Origin of the sequence: Ferrovibrio sp. MS7 (genome assembly GCF_038404985.1) — a bacterium.
GTDB lineage: Bacteria > Pseudomonadota > Alphaproteobacteria > Ferrovibrionales > Ferrovibrionaceae > Ferrovibrio > Ferrovibrio plantarum.
In genome coordinates this window covers 1,762,453-1,776,867 of sequence record NZ_JBBKBA010000001.1, presented here as the reverse complement: position 1 = coordinate 1,776,867, position 14,415 = coordinate 1,762,453, and the positions used below count along the sequence as shown (strand labels likewise).

12 protein-coding genes are annotated in these 14,415 nt (G+C 63.5%); 4 read left to right on the top strand and 8 right to left on the bottom strand.

The window, feature by feature from the left end; translation table 11 throughout:
- Nucleotide 1: 1 nt before the first annotated feature.
- The 6 genes from V6B08_RS08480 to V6B08_RS08455 all read right to left on the bottom strand — a co-directional run bounded on the left by V6B08_RS08480 (nucleotide 2) and on the right by V6B08_RS08455 (nucleotide 7,304).
- Nucleotides 2-991 carry an NAD(P)H-dependent flavin oxidoreductase gene (locus V6B08_RS08480; protein WP_341979626.1) on the bottom strand — a complete coding sequence of 330 codons (990 nt, stop codon included), beginning with the start codon at nucleotides 989-991 and terminating at the stop codon, nucleotides 2-4.
- A gap of 120 nt (nucleotides 992-1,111) precedes the next feature.
- Nucleotides 1,112-1,909: a xanthine dehydrogenase accessory protein XdhC gene (gene xdhC / locus V6B08_RS08475; protein WP_341979623.1), complete on the bottom strand. Its 798-nt coding sequence runs from the start codon at nucleotides 1,907-1,909 to the stop codon at nucleotides 1,112-1,114.
- A complete protein-coding gene (gene xdhB / locus V6B08_RS08470; RefSeq protein ID WP_341979620.1) occupies nucleotides 1,906-4,230 on the bottom strand; it encodes a xanthine dehydrogenase molybdopterin binding subunit in 2,325 nt (774 codons plus the stop codon). The genes xdhC and xdhB overlap by 4 nt, the downstream gene beginning before the upstream one ends.
- On the bottom strand, nucleotides 4,227-5,687 hold the full coding sequence (xdhA, locus tag V6B08_RS08465) for a xanthine dehydrogenase small subunit (protein ID WP_341979618.1): 1,461 nt from the start codon (nucleotides 5,685-5,687) through the stop codon (nucleotides 4,227-4,229). Before xdhA ends, xdhB begins: the two co-directional genes overlap by 4 nt.
- A 43-nt stretch (nucleotides 5,688-5,730) precedes the next feature.
- Nucleotides 5,731-6,504, bottom strand: a complete 774-nt coding sequence (locus V6B08_RS08460) for an ABC transporter permease (protein ID WP_341979616.1) — start codon at nucleotides 6,502-6,504, stop codon at nucleotides 5,731-5,733.
- A complete protein-coding gene (locus tag V6B08_RS08455; protein ID WP_341979614.1) occupies nucleotides 6,501-7,304 on the bottom strand; it encodes an ABC transporter ATP-binding protein in 804 nt (267 codons plus the stop codon). The genes V6B08_RS08460 and V6B08_RS08455 overlap by 4 nt, the downstream gene beginning before the upstream one ends.
- A 269-nt stretch (nucleotides 7,305-7,573) precedes the next feature.
- Here V6B08_RS08455 and V6B08_RS08450 point away from each other — a divergent pair, with 269 nt between their 5' ends.
- The 3 genes from V6B08_RS08450 to V6B08_RS08440 all read left to right on the top strand — a co-directional run bounded on the left by V6B08_RS08450 (nucleotide 7,574) and on the right by V6B08_RS08440 (nucleotide 10,939).
- Entirely contained in the window at nucleotides 7,574-8,515 is a 942-nt protein-coding gene (locus tag V6B08_RS08450; protein WP_341979612.1) for an IS1595 family transposase, read from the top strand.
- 165 nt (nucleotides 8,516-8,680) lie between these two features.
- The gene (locus V6B08_RS08445; RefSeq protein WP_341979610.1) at nucleotides 8,681-9,457 is read left to right on the top strand and encodes a hypothetical protein; all 777 of its coding nucleotides are present in this window, start codon (nucleotides 8,681-8,683) and stop codon (nucleotides 9,455-9,457) included.
- A 168-nt stretch (nucleotides 9,458-9,625) separates the two neighbouring features.
- The gene (locus V6B08_RS08440) at nucleotides 9,626-10,939 is read left to right on the top strand and encodes a Y-family DNA polymerase (RefSeq protein ID WP_341979607.1); all 1,314 of its coding nucleotides are present in this window, start codon (nucleotides 9,626-9,628) and stop codon (nucleotides 10,937-10,939) included.
- A 108-nt stretch (nucleotides 10,940-11,047) separates the two neighbouring features.
- Here the strand turns inward: V6B08_RS08440 and V6B08_RS08435 are convergent, their stop codons facing one another.
- Both V6B08_RS08435 and V6B08_RS08430 read right to left on the bottom strand, forming a co-directional pair.
- Nucleotides 11,048-12,313: a DUF2336 domain-containing protein gene (locus V6B08_RS08435; RefSeq protein ID WP_341979606.1), complete on the bottom strand. Its 1,266-nt coding sequence runs from the start codon at nucleotides 12,311-12,313 to the stop codon at nucleotides 11,048-11,050.
- Entirely contained in the window at nucleotides 12,313-13,602 is a 1,290-nt protein-coding gene (locus V6B08_RS08430; RefSeq protein WP_341979604.1) for a sensor domain-containing diguanylate cyclase, read from the bottom strand. Before V6B08_RS08430 ends, V6B08_RS08435 begins: the two co-directional genes overlap by 1 nt.
- A gap of 83 nt (nucleotides 13,603-13,685) precedes the next feature.
- Here V6B08_RS08430 and V6B08_RS08425 point away from each other — a divergent pair, with 83 nt between their 5' ends.
- Nucleotides 13,686-14,393, top strand: a complete 708-nt coding sequence (locus V6B08_RS08425; RefSeq protein WP_341979602.1) for a pyrimidine 5'-nucleotidase — start codon at nucleotides 13,686-13,688, stop codon at nucleotides 14,391-14,393.
- The last annotated feature ends 22 nt before the right edge of the window (nucleotides 14,394-14,415 follow it).

Sequence of the window (14,415 nt, the reverse complement as noted above, 5' to 3'; positions counted from 1 at the left end):
TTCACTCCGCTGCCTGATCAGCCGCCACGCCGGCGGCAAGGGCGGCGCGGGCGGCATCGTATTCGCGCCGCATACGCGCCACCAGATCGGCCACCGGCAGCACCTCGTCGATGGTGCCAGTGCCCTGGCCGGCGCTCCAGATATCGCGCCACACCTTCTTGTGGCTGCTGCCCTCGGTGCCGAAATTCATCTTGCTCTTGTCGGCCTCGGGCAGATTTTCCGGGTCCATGCCGGAAGCGGCGACACTCTTCTTCAGGTAATTGGCATGCACACCGGAGAACAGCGAGGTGTAGACAATATCTGCCGCCGCGCTATCGATCAGCATCTGCTTGTATTCCGGCACCACGCTGGCTTCGTTGGTGGCAAGGAAGCGGGTGCCGATATAGGCGAAATCGGCACCCATGGCCTGCGCCGCCAGCACCTGGGCGCCATTCGAGATCGCACCTGAGAGTGCAATCGGCCCCTTGAAGAAGCGGCGGACCTCAGACACCAGGGCGAAAGGCGAATGCGTGCCGGCATGGCCGCCGGCCCCGGCGCAGACCAGGATCAGGCCATCGACGCCGGCCTCTATCGCCTTCCGGGCATGGCGCACATTGATCACATCATGCATCACGATGCCGCCATAGCTATGCGCCGCCTGCACCACTTCCACCGGCGCCTTCAGCGAGGTGATGAACATGGGCACCTTGTGCTTGACGCAGATTTCCACGTCATGCATCAGCCGGTCATTGGAGTGATGCGCGATCTGGTTCACGGCAAACGGCGCCACCGGCTTGTCCGGATGCTTGGCGGCATACTCGCCAAGCTCGCCGGCAATGCGCTTCAGCCAGTCTTCCAGCACTTCCTTGGGCCGCGCATTCAGCGCCGGGAAAGAACCGACGATACCGGCCTTGCATTGCGCGATCACCAGGTCGGGTGTCGAGGCAATGAACATCGGCGAGCCGATCACCGGGATCGACAGACGGCCCTTGAACAAGGCGGGCACGGACATGGCGGCATCTCCTCGCTACAGCGTTTCCTCTGGATTATGGCTGAATGTTAGCGGTTGCCCTGGGCCAGGCGCAACGCTGCCAGCGCGGAAACGCCACCCTACCTTTAGGTTGGCCGGCGGCTAGGCTTCCGCCTCTTCCAGCGGCAGGCCGGCCAGCAGGGCCTCGCGGCGGCGCAGGATATCGGCGGCGACGGCAATGGCGATTTCGCCCGGCTGCTTGCCGGTGATGCCGGAAATGCCAATCGGGCAGACCAGGGAGGCGATGCGGTCTTCCGCGATGCCGAGTTCGCGGAACCGCTTCTCGAACCGCGCCCGCTTGGTATCCGAGCCGATCAGGCCGACATAGCCGAAGCGGCCTTCCTGCAGGGCGCGGGCAACGATGCCAAGATCAAGCGCATGGTTATGGGTCATCACGATCACCCAGGCGCCATCGGGCAGAGCCGCCACCTCGCGCTCAGGCGCCGGCGACACCTCGACATCGATATTCTGCGGCACATGGTCCGGGAAGGCATCGGGGCGCGGATCGATCCAGCGCACCCGGCAGGACAAGGTGCCGAGGATATTCGCCAGCGCGCGGCCAACATGGCCGGCGCCGAACAGGGCAACGGTGAAATTCTCAGCCCGGCGTGGCTCGAACAACAAGGTGACATGGCCGCCGCAGCATTGCCCCAGGGCGGGGCCTAGCGGAAAGCGGCGGAGCGCCGGCTCGGTACGGCCCTTCAGCATGCGGCGCGCGATCTGGATCGCCTGGAATTCCAGTTCGCCGCCGCCGATGCTGCCGGTGCTTTCCGCCACCGTCACCACCATCTTGGCGCCGGCCTCGCGCGGCGCCGAGCCATCCACAGCCGCCACCGTCACCAGCACGCAGGGGACGTTGAGCTGTTCCAGCGTGATCAGCCGGTTGAGCCACTCGCTCATTTCGCTGCCGCCTGTTCCGGCATGGCTGCCCGCTTCCGGCGCAACGCCTCCACCGCCAGCAGCACGCGCTCCGGCGTTGCCGGCGCATCAAGATCGGGCAGCAGGCGATGATCGCCCACGGCGGCAACGGCATCCTTGAGCGCCAGCCAGGCCGAGACGCCGAGCAGGAAGGGCGGCTCGCCCACCGCCTTGGAACGGAAGATTGTATCAGCCGGATTGGCGCGGCCGGAAACCAGCTGCACGCGGAAATCCGCCGGCAGGTCTCGCGCGGTCGGAATCTTGTAGGTGCTGGGCGCATGGGTGCGCAGCCGGCCCTTCTCGTCCCACCACAATTCTTCCATGGTCAGCCAGCCCAGGCCCTGCAGATAGCCGCCCTCGACCTGTCCGCGATCAATCGCCGGATTGAGGCTGGAGCCGCAATCATGCAGCAGGTCGGCGCGCGGAAAGCGGTATTCGCCGGTGAAGGTATCGATCAACGCCTCGGTCACCGCCGCGCCATAGGCGAAGTAATAGAACGGCGTACCGGTAGCAGCCTTGCGGTCGAAAGTCAGGCCCGGCGTGGCGTAGAAACCATTGGCGGAAAGCGGTACCCGCTGCAGATAGGCATGATGCGCGATCTCGGCAAAAGGCAGCGCCTTGCCGCCGCCACTGACCATGCCATCGGCGAAGACCACCGCCTCCGCCGGCACGCCGAACTTCGCTGCCGCAACCTCTGCCAGGCGCCCGCGCAGGATCAGCGCCGCATCCTCGGCGGCCTTGCCGTTGAGATCGGCGCCCGAGGAAGCCGCCGTGGCCGAAGTGTTCGGCACCTTGTCGGTGCGCGTGGCGGTGATGCGGATGGCCTCCGGTTTCAGGCCCAGCACTTCCGCCACCACCTGCGCCACCTTGATATAGAGCCCCTGCCCCATCTCGGTGCCGCCATGATTGAGCTGCACCGAGCCATCCTCGTAGATCAGCACCAGCGCGCCGGCCTGGTTGAGGAAGCTGGTGGTGAAGGAAATGCCGAATTTCACCGGCACGATGGCCAGGCCCTTCTTGAGATAAGGATTGGCGGCATTGAAGGCATCGACCTCGGCGCGGCGGCGGCGATAGTCGGAAGACTCGATCAGTTCGGCCAGCAGCTCGGGCAGGATATTGTCGCGGATCGTCTGGCCGTAGGGGGTGACGTTTCGCTCTGTCGTGCCATAGAGATTACGCAGCCGCACATCCAGCGCATCGCATTTGAGATAGCGCGCGATCTGGTCGATCACGTATTCGGTGGCGGCCATGCCCTGCGGGCCACCGAAGCCACGGAAGGCGGTGTTCGACACCGTGTTGGTCTTGCATCGCAGGCCGGTGATGCGCACATCGGGCAGGAAATAGCTGGAATCGGCATGGAACATGGCGCGATCGACCACCGCATTGGTCAGGTCCGGCGAAGAACCGCCGCGCCCGGCCAGCGTCACGTCATAGCCGAGGATGCGGCCCTCGTCGTCGAAGCCGACATCGTAGCGCACCAGGAAATCATGGCGCTTGCCGGTGGCGATCATGTCCTCGTCGCGGTCGAGGCGGAATTTCACCGGCCGCTTCGTGCGCGTGGCGAAGATGGCCGCCAGGCAGGCGAATTGCGCCGCCTGGGTTTCCTTGCCACCGAAGCCGCCACCCATGCGGCGGCATTCCACGGTGACGGCATGGATCGGCCGCGCCAGCACCCGCGCCACCAGCTTCTGCACTTCGGAGGGGTGCTGCGTCGAGCACCAGACATGTACATCGCCATCTTCGGATGGCTGCGCCAGGCTGATCTGGCCTTCGAGATAGAAATGATCCTGGCCGCCGAGATTGAACTCGCCCTTAAGCCGATGCGGCGCGCGGGCCAGGGCCGCCGCTGCATCGCCCTGGCGCATGGTCAGCGGATCGCCGACCCAGGCCTGGCGTTCGATGGCCTCGGCCACCGAGAGCAGCGGTGGCCATTCCTCGTATTCCACTTTCACCAGCCGCGCCGCCGCCCGCGCCGTCTGCAGGTCCCGCGCAACGATAGCCACCACCGGCTGGCCGTGAAATTCGATTGTGTCCAATGCCAGCACCGGGTCGCCGGGAAATACCGGCGCGATATCGGGATCGCCCGGCACATCGGCGACCGTGATGACATCGACCACCCCCGGCAGGGCGCGCGCCGCCGAGAGGTCTATCGACTTGATGCGGCCATGGGTAATCGCCGCCATGTGGCAGGCGCCATGCAGGCAGCCTTCCGGCTCCGGCAGATCGTCGATATAGCGCGCGCTGCCCGAGACATGCTTGGCGGCACTGTCATGCTTCAGCGGCTTGGCCACCACCCGTGTCATTCTGCAGCCTCGATCCGGATCGGCCTGCCCGCCTGTTGCTCGGCGGCGAATTTGCGCAACAGATTCTGCGCCGCCAGCAGGCGGTAGCGTGCCGAGGCGCGCATGTCGCTGAGTGGCGTGAAATCCTGCGCCAGGGCGGCAACGGCGGGCTCCACAGCTTCCACGGTCAGCTTCTGGCCCAGCAAAGCCTGCTCGGCGGCGTGCGCCCGCTGCGGGATCGCTGCCATGCCGCCATAGGCAATGCGCGCCGAGGCGATATGGTCGCCATCCATTACGACATGGAAAGCGCCAAGCACGGCAGAGATATCCTGATCCAGCCGTTTCGACAGCTTGTAGACCGCGAAGCGCGAATCCGGCCCCGGACGCGGCACGATCACCTTGGCGACGACGCCGCGCGGGCGCAGATAGGTCTTGCGGTAGCCGAGGAAGAATTCATCCAGCGGCAGGAAGCGTTCGCCCGCCGGGCTGAGCAATTGCAGCCGCGCCCCCAGCGCGATCAGCGGCGGCATGCTGTCGCCGATCGGCGAGCCATTGGCGATATTGCCGCCGATGGTGCCGGCATTGCGGATCTGCGTCGAGCCGAGGCGCCGCACCATGGCGGCGAAATCGGCATGCAGCGCGGCAATTGCCGGCATCGCCTCGGTGTAGGTGACAGAGGCGCCGATGCTCACTTCGTCGGGTAAAATCTCCACCCGCTTGAGTGCCGCGATCTTGCCGAGATGCAGGATAGTGCCGATGCGGCGATGCTGCTTGGTGATCCACAGGCCGACATCGGTGCCGCCGCCCAAAACCCAGGTATCGTCCCAGTCGACGCCGCGCAGCAGCGTCATCAATTCATCCAGGCTGATCGGCGCCAGGAAGCGGCCAGCCGGCGTCTCCTGGCGCAAGCCCTCGCTGCGCTGCATCGCCTTGAGCTTGGCAATCCAGTCGGCTTCCAGGATGGAGAATTTATCCGGTGCCCCGACCTCACCCTGGCCCATATTCTGACCGGCTTCCAGAATCGGGCGATAGCCGGTACAGCGGCAGAGATTGCCGGCCAGCGTATCGCAGAGGCTGTCGTTATCGGTCGGCATGCCGGACTTGTAATGCGCGAACAGGCTCATCACGAAGCCCGGGGTGCAGAAGCCGCATTGCGAGCCATGGCAATCGACCATCGCTTGCTGCACCGGATGCAGCATGTCGCCTTCCGCGAGGTCCTCGACCGTGATCAGGGCCTTGCCATCGAGCTGGCCGACAAGCTGGATGCAGCTATTGACGGCGCGATGGCGCAACTTGTCACCGTCGAGTTCCGCCACCGCCACGGTGCAGGCGCCGCAATCGCCCTCGGCACAGCCTTCCTTGGTGCCGCAAAGACGCTGGCTGAGCCTTAGATAGTCGAGGACCGTGGTGGTGTGGGGCAATTCAGGCCCCACTGTCACCACCTCGCCACGCAGCAGGAAGCGTACCGTTTCCGGCATCCCGTCCGCTCCTCCGGCCCGAGGCTTGCGCCTCCGGCCCGGCTCAGGTCATCAGATCGCTGCCACGGAACGCCCAGCCGGTCATCCGGCGTTCGAAAGCCGCAGCAACGGCATACATCAGCACGCCCATGATACCGACAACCACCAGGCCTGCAAAGACCAGCGGCACATTGTAGCTGGAAGAAGCAGACAGCATCAGGTAGCCGATGCCCTCGTTCGACGCCACGGTTTCCGCGATCACGGAACCGACGAAAGCCAGGGTGATGGCGATCTTGAGCGAGGCGAACAGGTAGGGCATGGCGCGCGGAATACCGATCTTGAACAGGATTTCCGTGCGCGTGGCGCCAAGGCAGCGCAGCACGTCGCGCAATTCCGGTTCGATGGTGGCAAGGCCGGTGGCCACGTTCACCACGATGGGAAAGAAGGAAATGACAAAGGCCGTGATGATGGCCGGAATGGTGCCGATGCCGAACCAGATCACCAGCACCGGCACGATCGCCACCTTTGGGATCGAGTTGAAGCCGACCAGCACCGGATAGAGTCCGGTATAGACCAGCTTGGACGCACCGATGAACACCCCAAGCAGCATGCCGCCGACCACGGCCAGCACGAAGCCGGCAGTGGTGGTATAAAGCGTCTGCAGCGAATGATGCAGGATCTGCGGCGCGAATTTCACTGTCGCCTCCCACACCTTGGTCGGCGCCGGCAGCACGAATTCGGCTACGCCGGTGACCAGGCAGGCGACTTCCCAGATCACGAACAAGCCGATGGTGACGGCCCACGGCATCAGGCGGAGAATGATCTTCTCGCGGTTCATGAGTGCTTGACCTCCACGATGCGCTCGCGCAGTTCATGCACGATCTGGCCGAAATACGGCTCGAAGGTAGTGTCCAGCGTGCGCGGACGCGGGATATCCACCTCGCGCTCATAGACGATGCGGCCTGGCCGCTTGCTCATCACGAAAACGCGGTCGGCGAGGAACACGGCTTCGCGCAGGTCATGGGTGATCAGGATGGCGGTGAACTGGCGCTCCATCCACAGCTTCTGCATCACGCCCCACAATTCCTCGCGGGTGAAGGCATCGAGCGCGCCGAACGGCTCGTCCAGCATCAGCAGGCTGGGATCGTGGATGATGGCGCGGCAGACATTGGCGCGCTGCTGCATGCCGCCGGAAAGCTGCCAGGGGAATTTGTCGGCGAATTCATGCAAGGAAACGGTGCGCAGCAGGTTCATGGCGCGGGCGACATAGCGGTCGCGCTCGCGGCGGAGCTGGTGCTTGTGCGGCTTCACGATCTCCAGCGGCAGCATCACGTTGTCGATGGTGGAGCGCCAGGGCAGCAGGGTGGAATTCTGGAAGGCCATGCCGACGCCGGGCGTCGGGCCGTTCACCGGCTTGCCTTCGATGGTGATGGCGCCCTTGGTCGTCGGCATCAGGCCGGTGACCAGCTTCATCAGGGTGGACTTGCCGCAGCCCGACGGGCCGACCACGGCAACGAATTCGCCCTTCTTGATGCCAAGCGAGAGGTCCTCAACCGCCAGGGTGGAAGTTTCCGCCTGCTGGTAGACGAGGGAGACCTTGTCGAGGGTGACGAAGGCAGAGCTGGTGCTGTCCTGCATCAAATGTCCCCGCCCTGCCGGGTCGGATACCGCTGCGCCATGCCTTGCCCCCTGATATTGCGCTGCACACAAGCACGGATTGTAAGCATGACGGACGCGGAAGTGTAAACATTTCTTGGGCAATTTTTATGCGATTCCCGCCCTGCCCGCGAAAGCGGCAATGTTCTCCACAATCCAGCAAATGTTCTTTTTCTGTACGAATCCGATGGCGATTATATACTTGACTGAACAGCCGTGACGGGGTAGTTTTGGGCCTAGGAGATAAGCCCATGACCGACCTGACCAATCCCATCTTTACCGACGAAACCGCCGCCCGGCTGCACCTGGAACGCATCCGCTGGCCGAACGGGGTGGTTAGCTGCCCCTATTGCGGCGTTGTGGGCAATGCCAAGGCTTTGGGTGGCAAGAGCATGGGCGATGGTTGGTATCACTGCCCGGACTGCCGCAAGAAGTTCACTGTCCGCGTCGGCAGCGTGTACGAGCGCAGCCATATCCCGTTGCACAAGTGGGTACTGGCAACCCACCTGCTTTGCGCTTCCAAAAAGGGTATGAGCGCCCACCAGCTTCATCGCATGCTGGGCGTTACCTACAAGTCGGCTTGGTTCATGGCCCATCGCATCCGCGAGTCCATGATTGAAGCCCCGACCGGCCCGCTGGGTGGTGGTGGCAAGATTGTGGAAGCCGATGAAACCTTTATCGGGCAGAACCGCGATACCTACAGCAACGAAAAGGGCTGGCAGAAGCAACGCAGCGGCGCCGGCATGAAGAAAATTGTTTCACTGGTGGAGCGTGGCGGTAAGGCTCGCTCGATCAAGGTTGAAAATCTGCGCTACAACGAGATTAAGGAATTGCTGGTCAAGAACTTGGCCCAGGACAGCACCCTTATGACCGATGAAGCGCGCCACTATATCCATGCCGGCAAGCATTTTGAGAAGCACGAAACCATTCTGCATTCCAAGAAGGAATATGCGCGCGGTAAGGTTTCGACCAACACCGTGGAAGGCTTCTTCTCCATCTTTAAGCGCGGCATGAAGGGCGTTTATCAGCAGTGCGGGGAGCAGCACCTGCACCGCTACCTTGTCGAATTTGACTTCCGTTATAACAACCGTATCGCGCTGGAAATCAGCGACAACGAACGCCGCGATCTTGCGCTTCTGGGCTCCCAAGGCAAGCGCCTGACCTATCGGCGGACTAACGGCGCTGCCGCCTAAGAAGAAATTGACCCGTTGCCAGTTGCGCGGCTGGATTGCTTATTGGAAGAAACGTCTTTCGCGGGACTCTTAGCCTTTTTACCCTTAGGCTCATGCGGCTTTGGCGGGGTATTGAGCATTCGCCTCAATACCTCGTCTCGCTGATTGTCTTGGGGGGAATTTGTCATGCCTTTTGTCCAAAGAAATTGGAAGGGTGAAGTTACGGGCTTATTTTCCTTGGCCCAAGCCGGGCATGCTGAGGAGGAATTGTCCGAAGACAACCCTGAGGTAATCGCATTTCGTCAAGCTCATCCGGTGCCTCCTGAATTACTACGCCCCCTGACTCACGACGAACGGCGCAAAATCAACCATGATCATGACCGCCTCAAAACAGAACACACCCAACTTCGAAATGCTATTTGGGCTTTCAACGCAACATTCAACGAAATGGAACTTGCGCTTAGTGCGCTCCTGTATAGCGCCCTCGACATAAAACATAGTCAAGTCGCGTATGCCATCTACTACAGCCCCAATGGTTTTGACGCGCGCACTGAGATCGTCGATAACGTCATTAAGCAATTAATTAACGAAAACCCTCGGATTGCCGATCTTAGTCCGCTTTGGTCTAAACTTTACGAGGATTTTCGCAGTACTCGCAAAATGCGCAACAACATCGCCCATGGCATGCCCGTCACCCTAACAATTCGCGGACGCAATCATGCTCGGCTTTGCTCTCCTGTTTTCGATCAAAACCGAGTTGGCAGACATATAGCCAAAACAGGGCAACCGCCCGGCCTAACGGCATCCTCGATTATGCAAGGCGCGAAAAAGGCCCGGTGGCAAGTCGAACGCGTAGATGATGTAAATCGGCTTTTCGCCACGTTCCATGAGGTCGGCAATCCCACATTGCCACAAAAATTCGCTGCACTAGAAGAGGGTCTGCGGACGAAAGATAATCATTAGGAAGGACCCCACTTTCCAAAAGAGTTGAACATCCCGCCTCGACCATTTCTTGAGTAATTTCGATCTCTTCTGCATGTCGCTTGCTATTTTCCATAACCCACCTGTTCAGTCAAAGATATAATCGCGAATCCGATTGACCCCATGGACCTGGGGCGAGAGAGTCGGGCCATGAAACCGGCCTGGGCGGAGTCGAGCCTCAACTGGCTCTATATCGACTTCAACAGCTACTTCGCCAGCGTGGAGCAGCAGGAGCAGCCGCGCCTGCGCGGTCGCCCGGTGGTGGTCTCGCCGGTGATGACCGACACCACCTCGGCCATCGCCGCCAGCTATGAGGCCAAGGCCTATGGCATCCGCACCGGCACGCCGATCTGGGAGGCCAAGCGGCGCTGCCCCGGCATCCTGATCGTGCCGGCGCGACACGACATGTATTCCCGCTACCACCACCGCATCCTGAAGGAGATCGACCGCCATATCCCGGTGGCCAAGGTCGGCTCCATCGACGAGATGGCCTGCGAGTTGATGGGGCGCGAGAAACTGAAATCGGAAGCCGTGGCCCTGGCTGGGCGGATCAAGGCCGGCCTGCGCCAGAATATCGGCGAATATGTGCGCTGCTCCATCGGCATCGCACCGAATGCCTTCCTCGCCAAGGTGGCCGGCGACCTGAAGAAGCCGGATGGCCTCACCGTGCTGGAAGCCGCCGACCTGCCCGGGCCGCTGTTCAATCTGAAACCGCGCGACTTGCCCGGCATCGGCGCCAACATGGAGCAGCGGCTGCTGGATGCCGGTATCGACAGCCTGCCGGCCTTGTGGGATCTGGGGCCGCGCGAGGCACGCCGCATCTGGGGCAGCATCGGCGGCGAGATGTTCTGGCGCGAATTGCGCGGCGAGGCGGTGCACCGCGCCGCCGAGGGTCGCCACAGCGTCAGCCACAGCCATGTGCTGCCGCCCTCGCTGCGGCCGGAATACATGGCGCAGGGCGTGGCGCGGCGGCTGGCGGCGAAAGCCGCGACCCGGGTGCGGCGCATCGGCTGTGCCGCACGCCTGCTGCATCTCTCGGTGCGCTTCGATGACCGCGCGCATGAGAAATGGTCGGCCGATTTCCGCCTCACCGAAACCCAGGACAGCTTCGTGATCCTGGATGCGGTGGACCGCCTGTGGCAGCGCATGGTGGCCGAAAGCCAGGCCGATCAGGGCCGCCGCCTGCGCAAGGTGGGCGTGGCGCTGACCGATCTGGTGCCGGAGACGGAAATCACCGGCGACCTGTTCGGCGGCGGCAGCGGCTTCGAGGCCGATCCGGCCTTGAGCGAGAAGCGCGTGAAACTGGCCAAGGCAATCGACAAGCTGAACGCCAAATATACCCGCGACACGGTGCATATCGGCCCGCTGCCGGGTCAGCGCAAGGGCAAGAAACCGGAAACCGATTTCATGGGCGCCAAGATCGCCTTCAACCGGATTCCGGACGAGGCCGAATTCAAGGAATGAGCCACGCGGCATGAGATGCCCGGGTCGAGCCCGGGCATGACGAGGTATTATTTGGATTCGTCATCCTCGGGCTTGGCCCGAGGATCTTCCCGGAAATAGGGCCGCTAGTTACAGCCCCAGCACCTTGAGCTGTTCTTCCAGCTCGCCCTTGCCAAGCGGATAATCCGTGCCGTTGCGCGCATTCAGCATCTGCTTCGGCGGCACCTTGGCGATATCACGCTGCACCATCACCGCCGTGCGCATGCTGAACTTGGCGCGCCAGACCAGGGCGGTGATCAGCCGGCCATTGCGGGACTCCAGTGCGCGCTGGACCACCGGCACCGGTGCCTTGCCGGCCTGCGCGAGCGCCTGCAGCACGAAATTGCGGTCCAGCCGCTCGATGGCGTCCTGCATCACATCGTTGTCGAGCTTGTTGAGCTTCAGCAGCTTCTTCACCGCTGTCTCCGCCTCGGCCATCGCCGAGTTGGGGTCTTTTTCTTTTTCCTTTTCCTTGCCGGCCGCGCCAGGAGCCTCGGCCGCCGGCTCCTCGGGCAACGCCACGTTCAGGCGCTTCTGCATCACGGTCTTGATCTCGGCCAGCGCCTCGGCTGGCAGGTCGCTGCGCGCCATCAGGCGGCTGAGCAGCGATTGCGCCACGAAACCAGCGATACGCTTGGCCGCCGCGCCCGGCAGGTTCGGGCGCTGCACCAGCGGTTCGTGCCAGGCTTCCACGCTCGGCGCGGCATCGAGGATGAGGTCCAGCGTCTCCTCGCGGATCTGTGCCGAGTCATTCGCCAGCAAAGCCGCCACCGCCGAGACGTCGCGGGTGGCGACGATGGCATCCGATACGCCGGAGGACAGGCCAACACGGCGGGCAATGGCGGAAAGCGCGCCCGATTGCGCCGCACCTTCAACGATCTCGCGCAAATCCTCGTCGGTGAGCAGCGGCGAGAATTCCAGCACCGGAGCGGAGACGATCAGCTCCACGTCCAGCGCGAGTTGCTTCACCACATGATGCGGAACATTGACCGCCGATTTCAGCGCCTGGGAAAGAATGGCACGGATACGGGTCAGTTCATCGCGCGCCAGCAATTCCACGGTCTGCACGGCATATTCGCGCGCCGCTCCGGCTTCGTCCTCTGGCATGCTGGGCAGCAGCCGCGCCACCTTGTCGGCAAGCTGCGCGCGCACCTCCTCGTCGGCATCGTTGGCAAGCAGCAGATGCGCCTGGCTCGGCGTCGAAATATTGGCGGCGATGGCCCGGCGCACATCGGTGGCTTCGTCGATGGCGAGGAAATACAGAATCTCGGGGCGCACATCCTGGCGCTGGGCCAATTCCAGGCGCACGGCGGGATCGGGCGATGCCGCGAGTTCCTTGGCGCGATCATACTCCATTACGCTTGCCCGCCTTCCTCGACATATTCGGCGATATGGGTGCGGCCCTTGCCGCCCTTCTTGGCGACATACATCGCCGCATCGGCGCGCGCCACCAGGGCTTCGGCGTTTTCGGCCGCATCCAAGCGGGCGAATACCGCACCGATGGAAAGGCCAAGCGGAAAGCCTTCGACTCCCCATTGCCTGTTGATCTCGGCCGCCGCTTCGGTGAGGCGTGCCGCCATCGAGGCGGCACTGTCGCGGCCGGTTTCCTCCAGCCAGAGCAGGAATTCATCGCCACCGATACGCGAGGCCAGATCGACCACGCGCAGACCCTTGCGTACCGCCTCGGCCACCGCTTTCAGCACCTCGTCGCCGGCCTGATGGCCATGCACGTCGTTGACCTTCTTGAAATTGTCGAGATCGAAATAGATCAGCGTACCGGTCAGGCGGTTGCGGAAATGCCGTGCCAGGCGCTTATCCAGTTCGCCGAGGAAAGCCCGGCGGTTGAGCAGGCCGGTGAGGCCATCGGTATTGGCCAGTGTGTTGAGCGTCTTGTGGGCGCGGCGCAACGCCTCGAGCCGTTCGCGTGCCTCAGTGACATCGCGGGCGACGCCGCGCGCGCCAGCGAATGCCCCCTTGGCATCGCGGACCGCCACGCTCGACACTTCAAAGCAGCCGATGCTGCCATCCTTGCGGACCAGAAAGAGTTCCACCGCATCCTGCGGCGTCCCCGCATCGAACGGCCACAGGCTGGGGCGCGGGGTTTCCGGTGCATCCGGGGCGGTGAAATCCTCCGGCCGGCGGCCTTCCAGTTCGCGCGCGGTGTAGCCCAGCGCGCCGCGGGGCGAAACGAAGCCGAAGCGGCCATCGGGCTTGGTTTCCCAGGCGAATTCCGAGGAGCAGGCGACCAGATCGCGGAACAACTGGCGCGACTGCATCAGCGCCTGCAGCAGGTTGCGCTCAAGCGTGGTATCGCGGCACAGCAGAAGCAGGCGCGATACCGGCTGACCGGGCGATTGACCATGCGGCAGCAATGTCACCTGCAGAGCGGTGCCGCCGCGCAGGCCAGGCAGATCAGCCTTTTCCTGGCGCGGCAAGCCATCGGCCAGCGAGGCGTCCAGGGCGGCGGCCAGCGCCACGAGCTGATCGGCGGCCAGGGCTTCAAGCAGCGGCGCCGCGGCACGGTTCGCCTGCAGCACGGCGCCGTTTTCGTCGAACAAGGCCGCCGGCCCCGGAAATACCGGTATCAGGGCCTCCGGGTTCAAGCCCGGCCCCATGCCCGCAGGTGCGAAAGTATCGGCTTCCATCGGTGCCCCATGCCCTCCGGGGTCGTTTATAGCCGTGTTGCCCGGGCCTCGTCATCGGGCCCGCTTCGGCATATTTTGCCGCCATGCTGACCACCGCCGCCAACCCTGCCCGCCTCGCCGCCACAGAAACCTGGCTGTTCGATCTCGACAACACGCTGTACCCGGCGGATTGCGACCTGTTCGCCCAGATCGACCGCCGGATGGGCGAATTCATCTCCGGCCTGCTCGGTGTCGATGCCGTGGAAGCCAAGCGCCGGCAAAAGGGCTTCTTCCAGCAGCATGGCACCACGTTGCGTGGCCTGATGGTGGAACATGGCATCGACCCGGCCGAGTTCCTCGGCTATGTCCACAACATCGACCTCTCGCCGCTGCCGCATCTGCCGGAATTGCGCGCCGCCTTGCAGGCGCTGCCCGGCCGCAAGCTGATCTTCACCAACGGCACCGTGGCCCACGCCGAGCGCGTGATGGGCCGGCTTGGCATCGCCGACTGCTTCGAAGCCATATTCGACATCGTTGCCTCCGACTACCTGCCCAAGCCGCGGCCCGAGCCTTATGCCAAGCTGCTGGCCGAGCATGGTGTGGAGCCGAGCCGGGCGACAATGGTGGAGGATATGGCGCGCAACCTGGCCCCGGCGGCCCGGCTGGGCATGGCGACAATCTGGGTCCCGACCCGCTCCGACTGGGCCCAGCCCGGCCCGGATGAAGCGGCGCATATCCACCATGTCGCCCCGGACCTGACCGCCTTCCTGAGCGCTATTCCCCCGCACGCGGCTGGGCTGGCAAAAGGTTGACGCCCCGGCCGCGCCGGTTATT

Coding starts and splice junctions, on each gene's coding strand:
- xdhB (WP_341979620.1), bottom strand. CDS start 4,230: ATGACACGGGTGGTGGCCAAGCCGCTGAAGCATGACAGTGCCGCCAAG.
- xdhC (WP_341979623.1), bottom strand. CDS start 1,909: ATGAGCGAGTGGCTCAACCGGCTGATCACGCTGGAACAGCTCAACGTC.
- V6B08_RS08460 (WP_341979616.1), bottom strand. CDS start 6,504: ATGAACCGCGAGAAGATCATTCTCCGCCTGATGCCGTGGGCCGTCACC.
- V6B08_RS08480 (WP_341979626.1), bottom strand. CDS start 991: ATGTCCGTGCCCGCCTTGTTCAAGGGCCGTCTGTCGATCCCGGTGATC.
- V6B08_RS08445 (WP_341979610.1), top strand. CDS start 8,681: ATGCCTTTTGTCCAAAGAAATTGGAAGGGTGAAGTTACGGGCTTATTT.
- V6B08_RS08440 (WP_341979607.1), top strand. CDS start 9,626: ATGAAACCGGCCTGGGCGGAGTCGAGCCTCAACTGGCTCTATATCGAC.
- xdhA (WP_341979618.1), bottom strand. CDS start 5,687: ATGCCGGAAACGGTACGCTTCCTGCTGCGTGGCGAGGTGGTGACAGTG.
- V6B08_RS08425 (WP_341979602.1), top strand. CDS start 13,686: ATGCTGACCACCGCCGCCAACCCTGCCCGCCTCGCCGCCACAGAAACC.
- V6B08_RS08435 (WP_341979606.1), bottom strand. CDS start 12,313: ATGGAGTATGATCGCGCCAAGGAACTCGCGGCATCGCCCGATCCCGCC.
- V6B08_RS08450 (WP_341979612.1), top strand. CDS start 7,574: ATGACCGACCTGACCAATCCCATCTTTACCGACGAAACCGCCGCCCGG.
- V6B08_RS08430 (WP_341979604.1), bottom strand. CDS start 13,602: ATGGAAGCCGATACTTTCGCACCTGCGGGCATGGGGCCGGGCTTGAAC.
- V6B08_RS08455 (WP_341979614.1), bottom strand. CDS start 7,304: ATGCAGGACAGCACCAGCTCTGCCTTCGTCACCCTCGACAAGGTCTCC.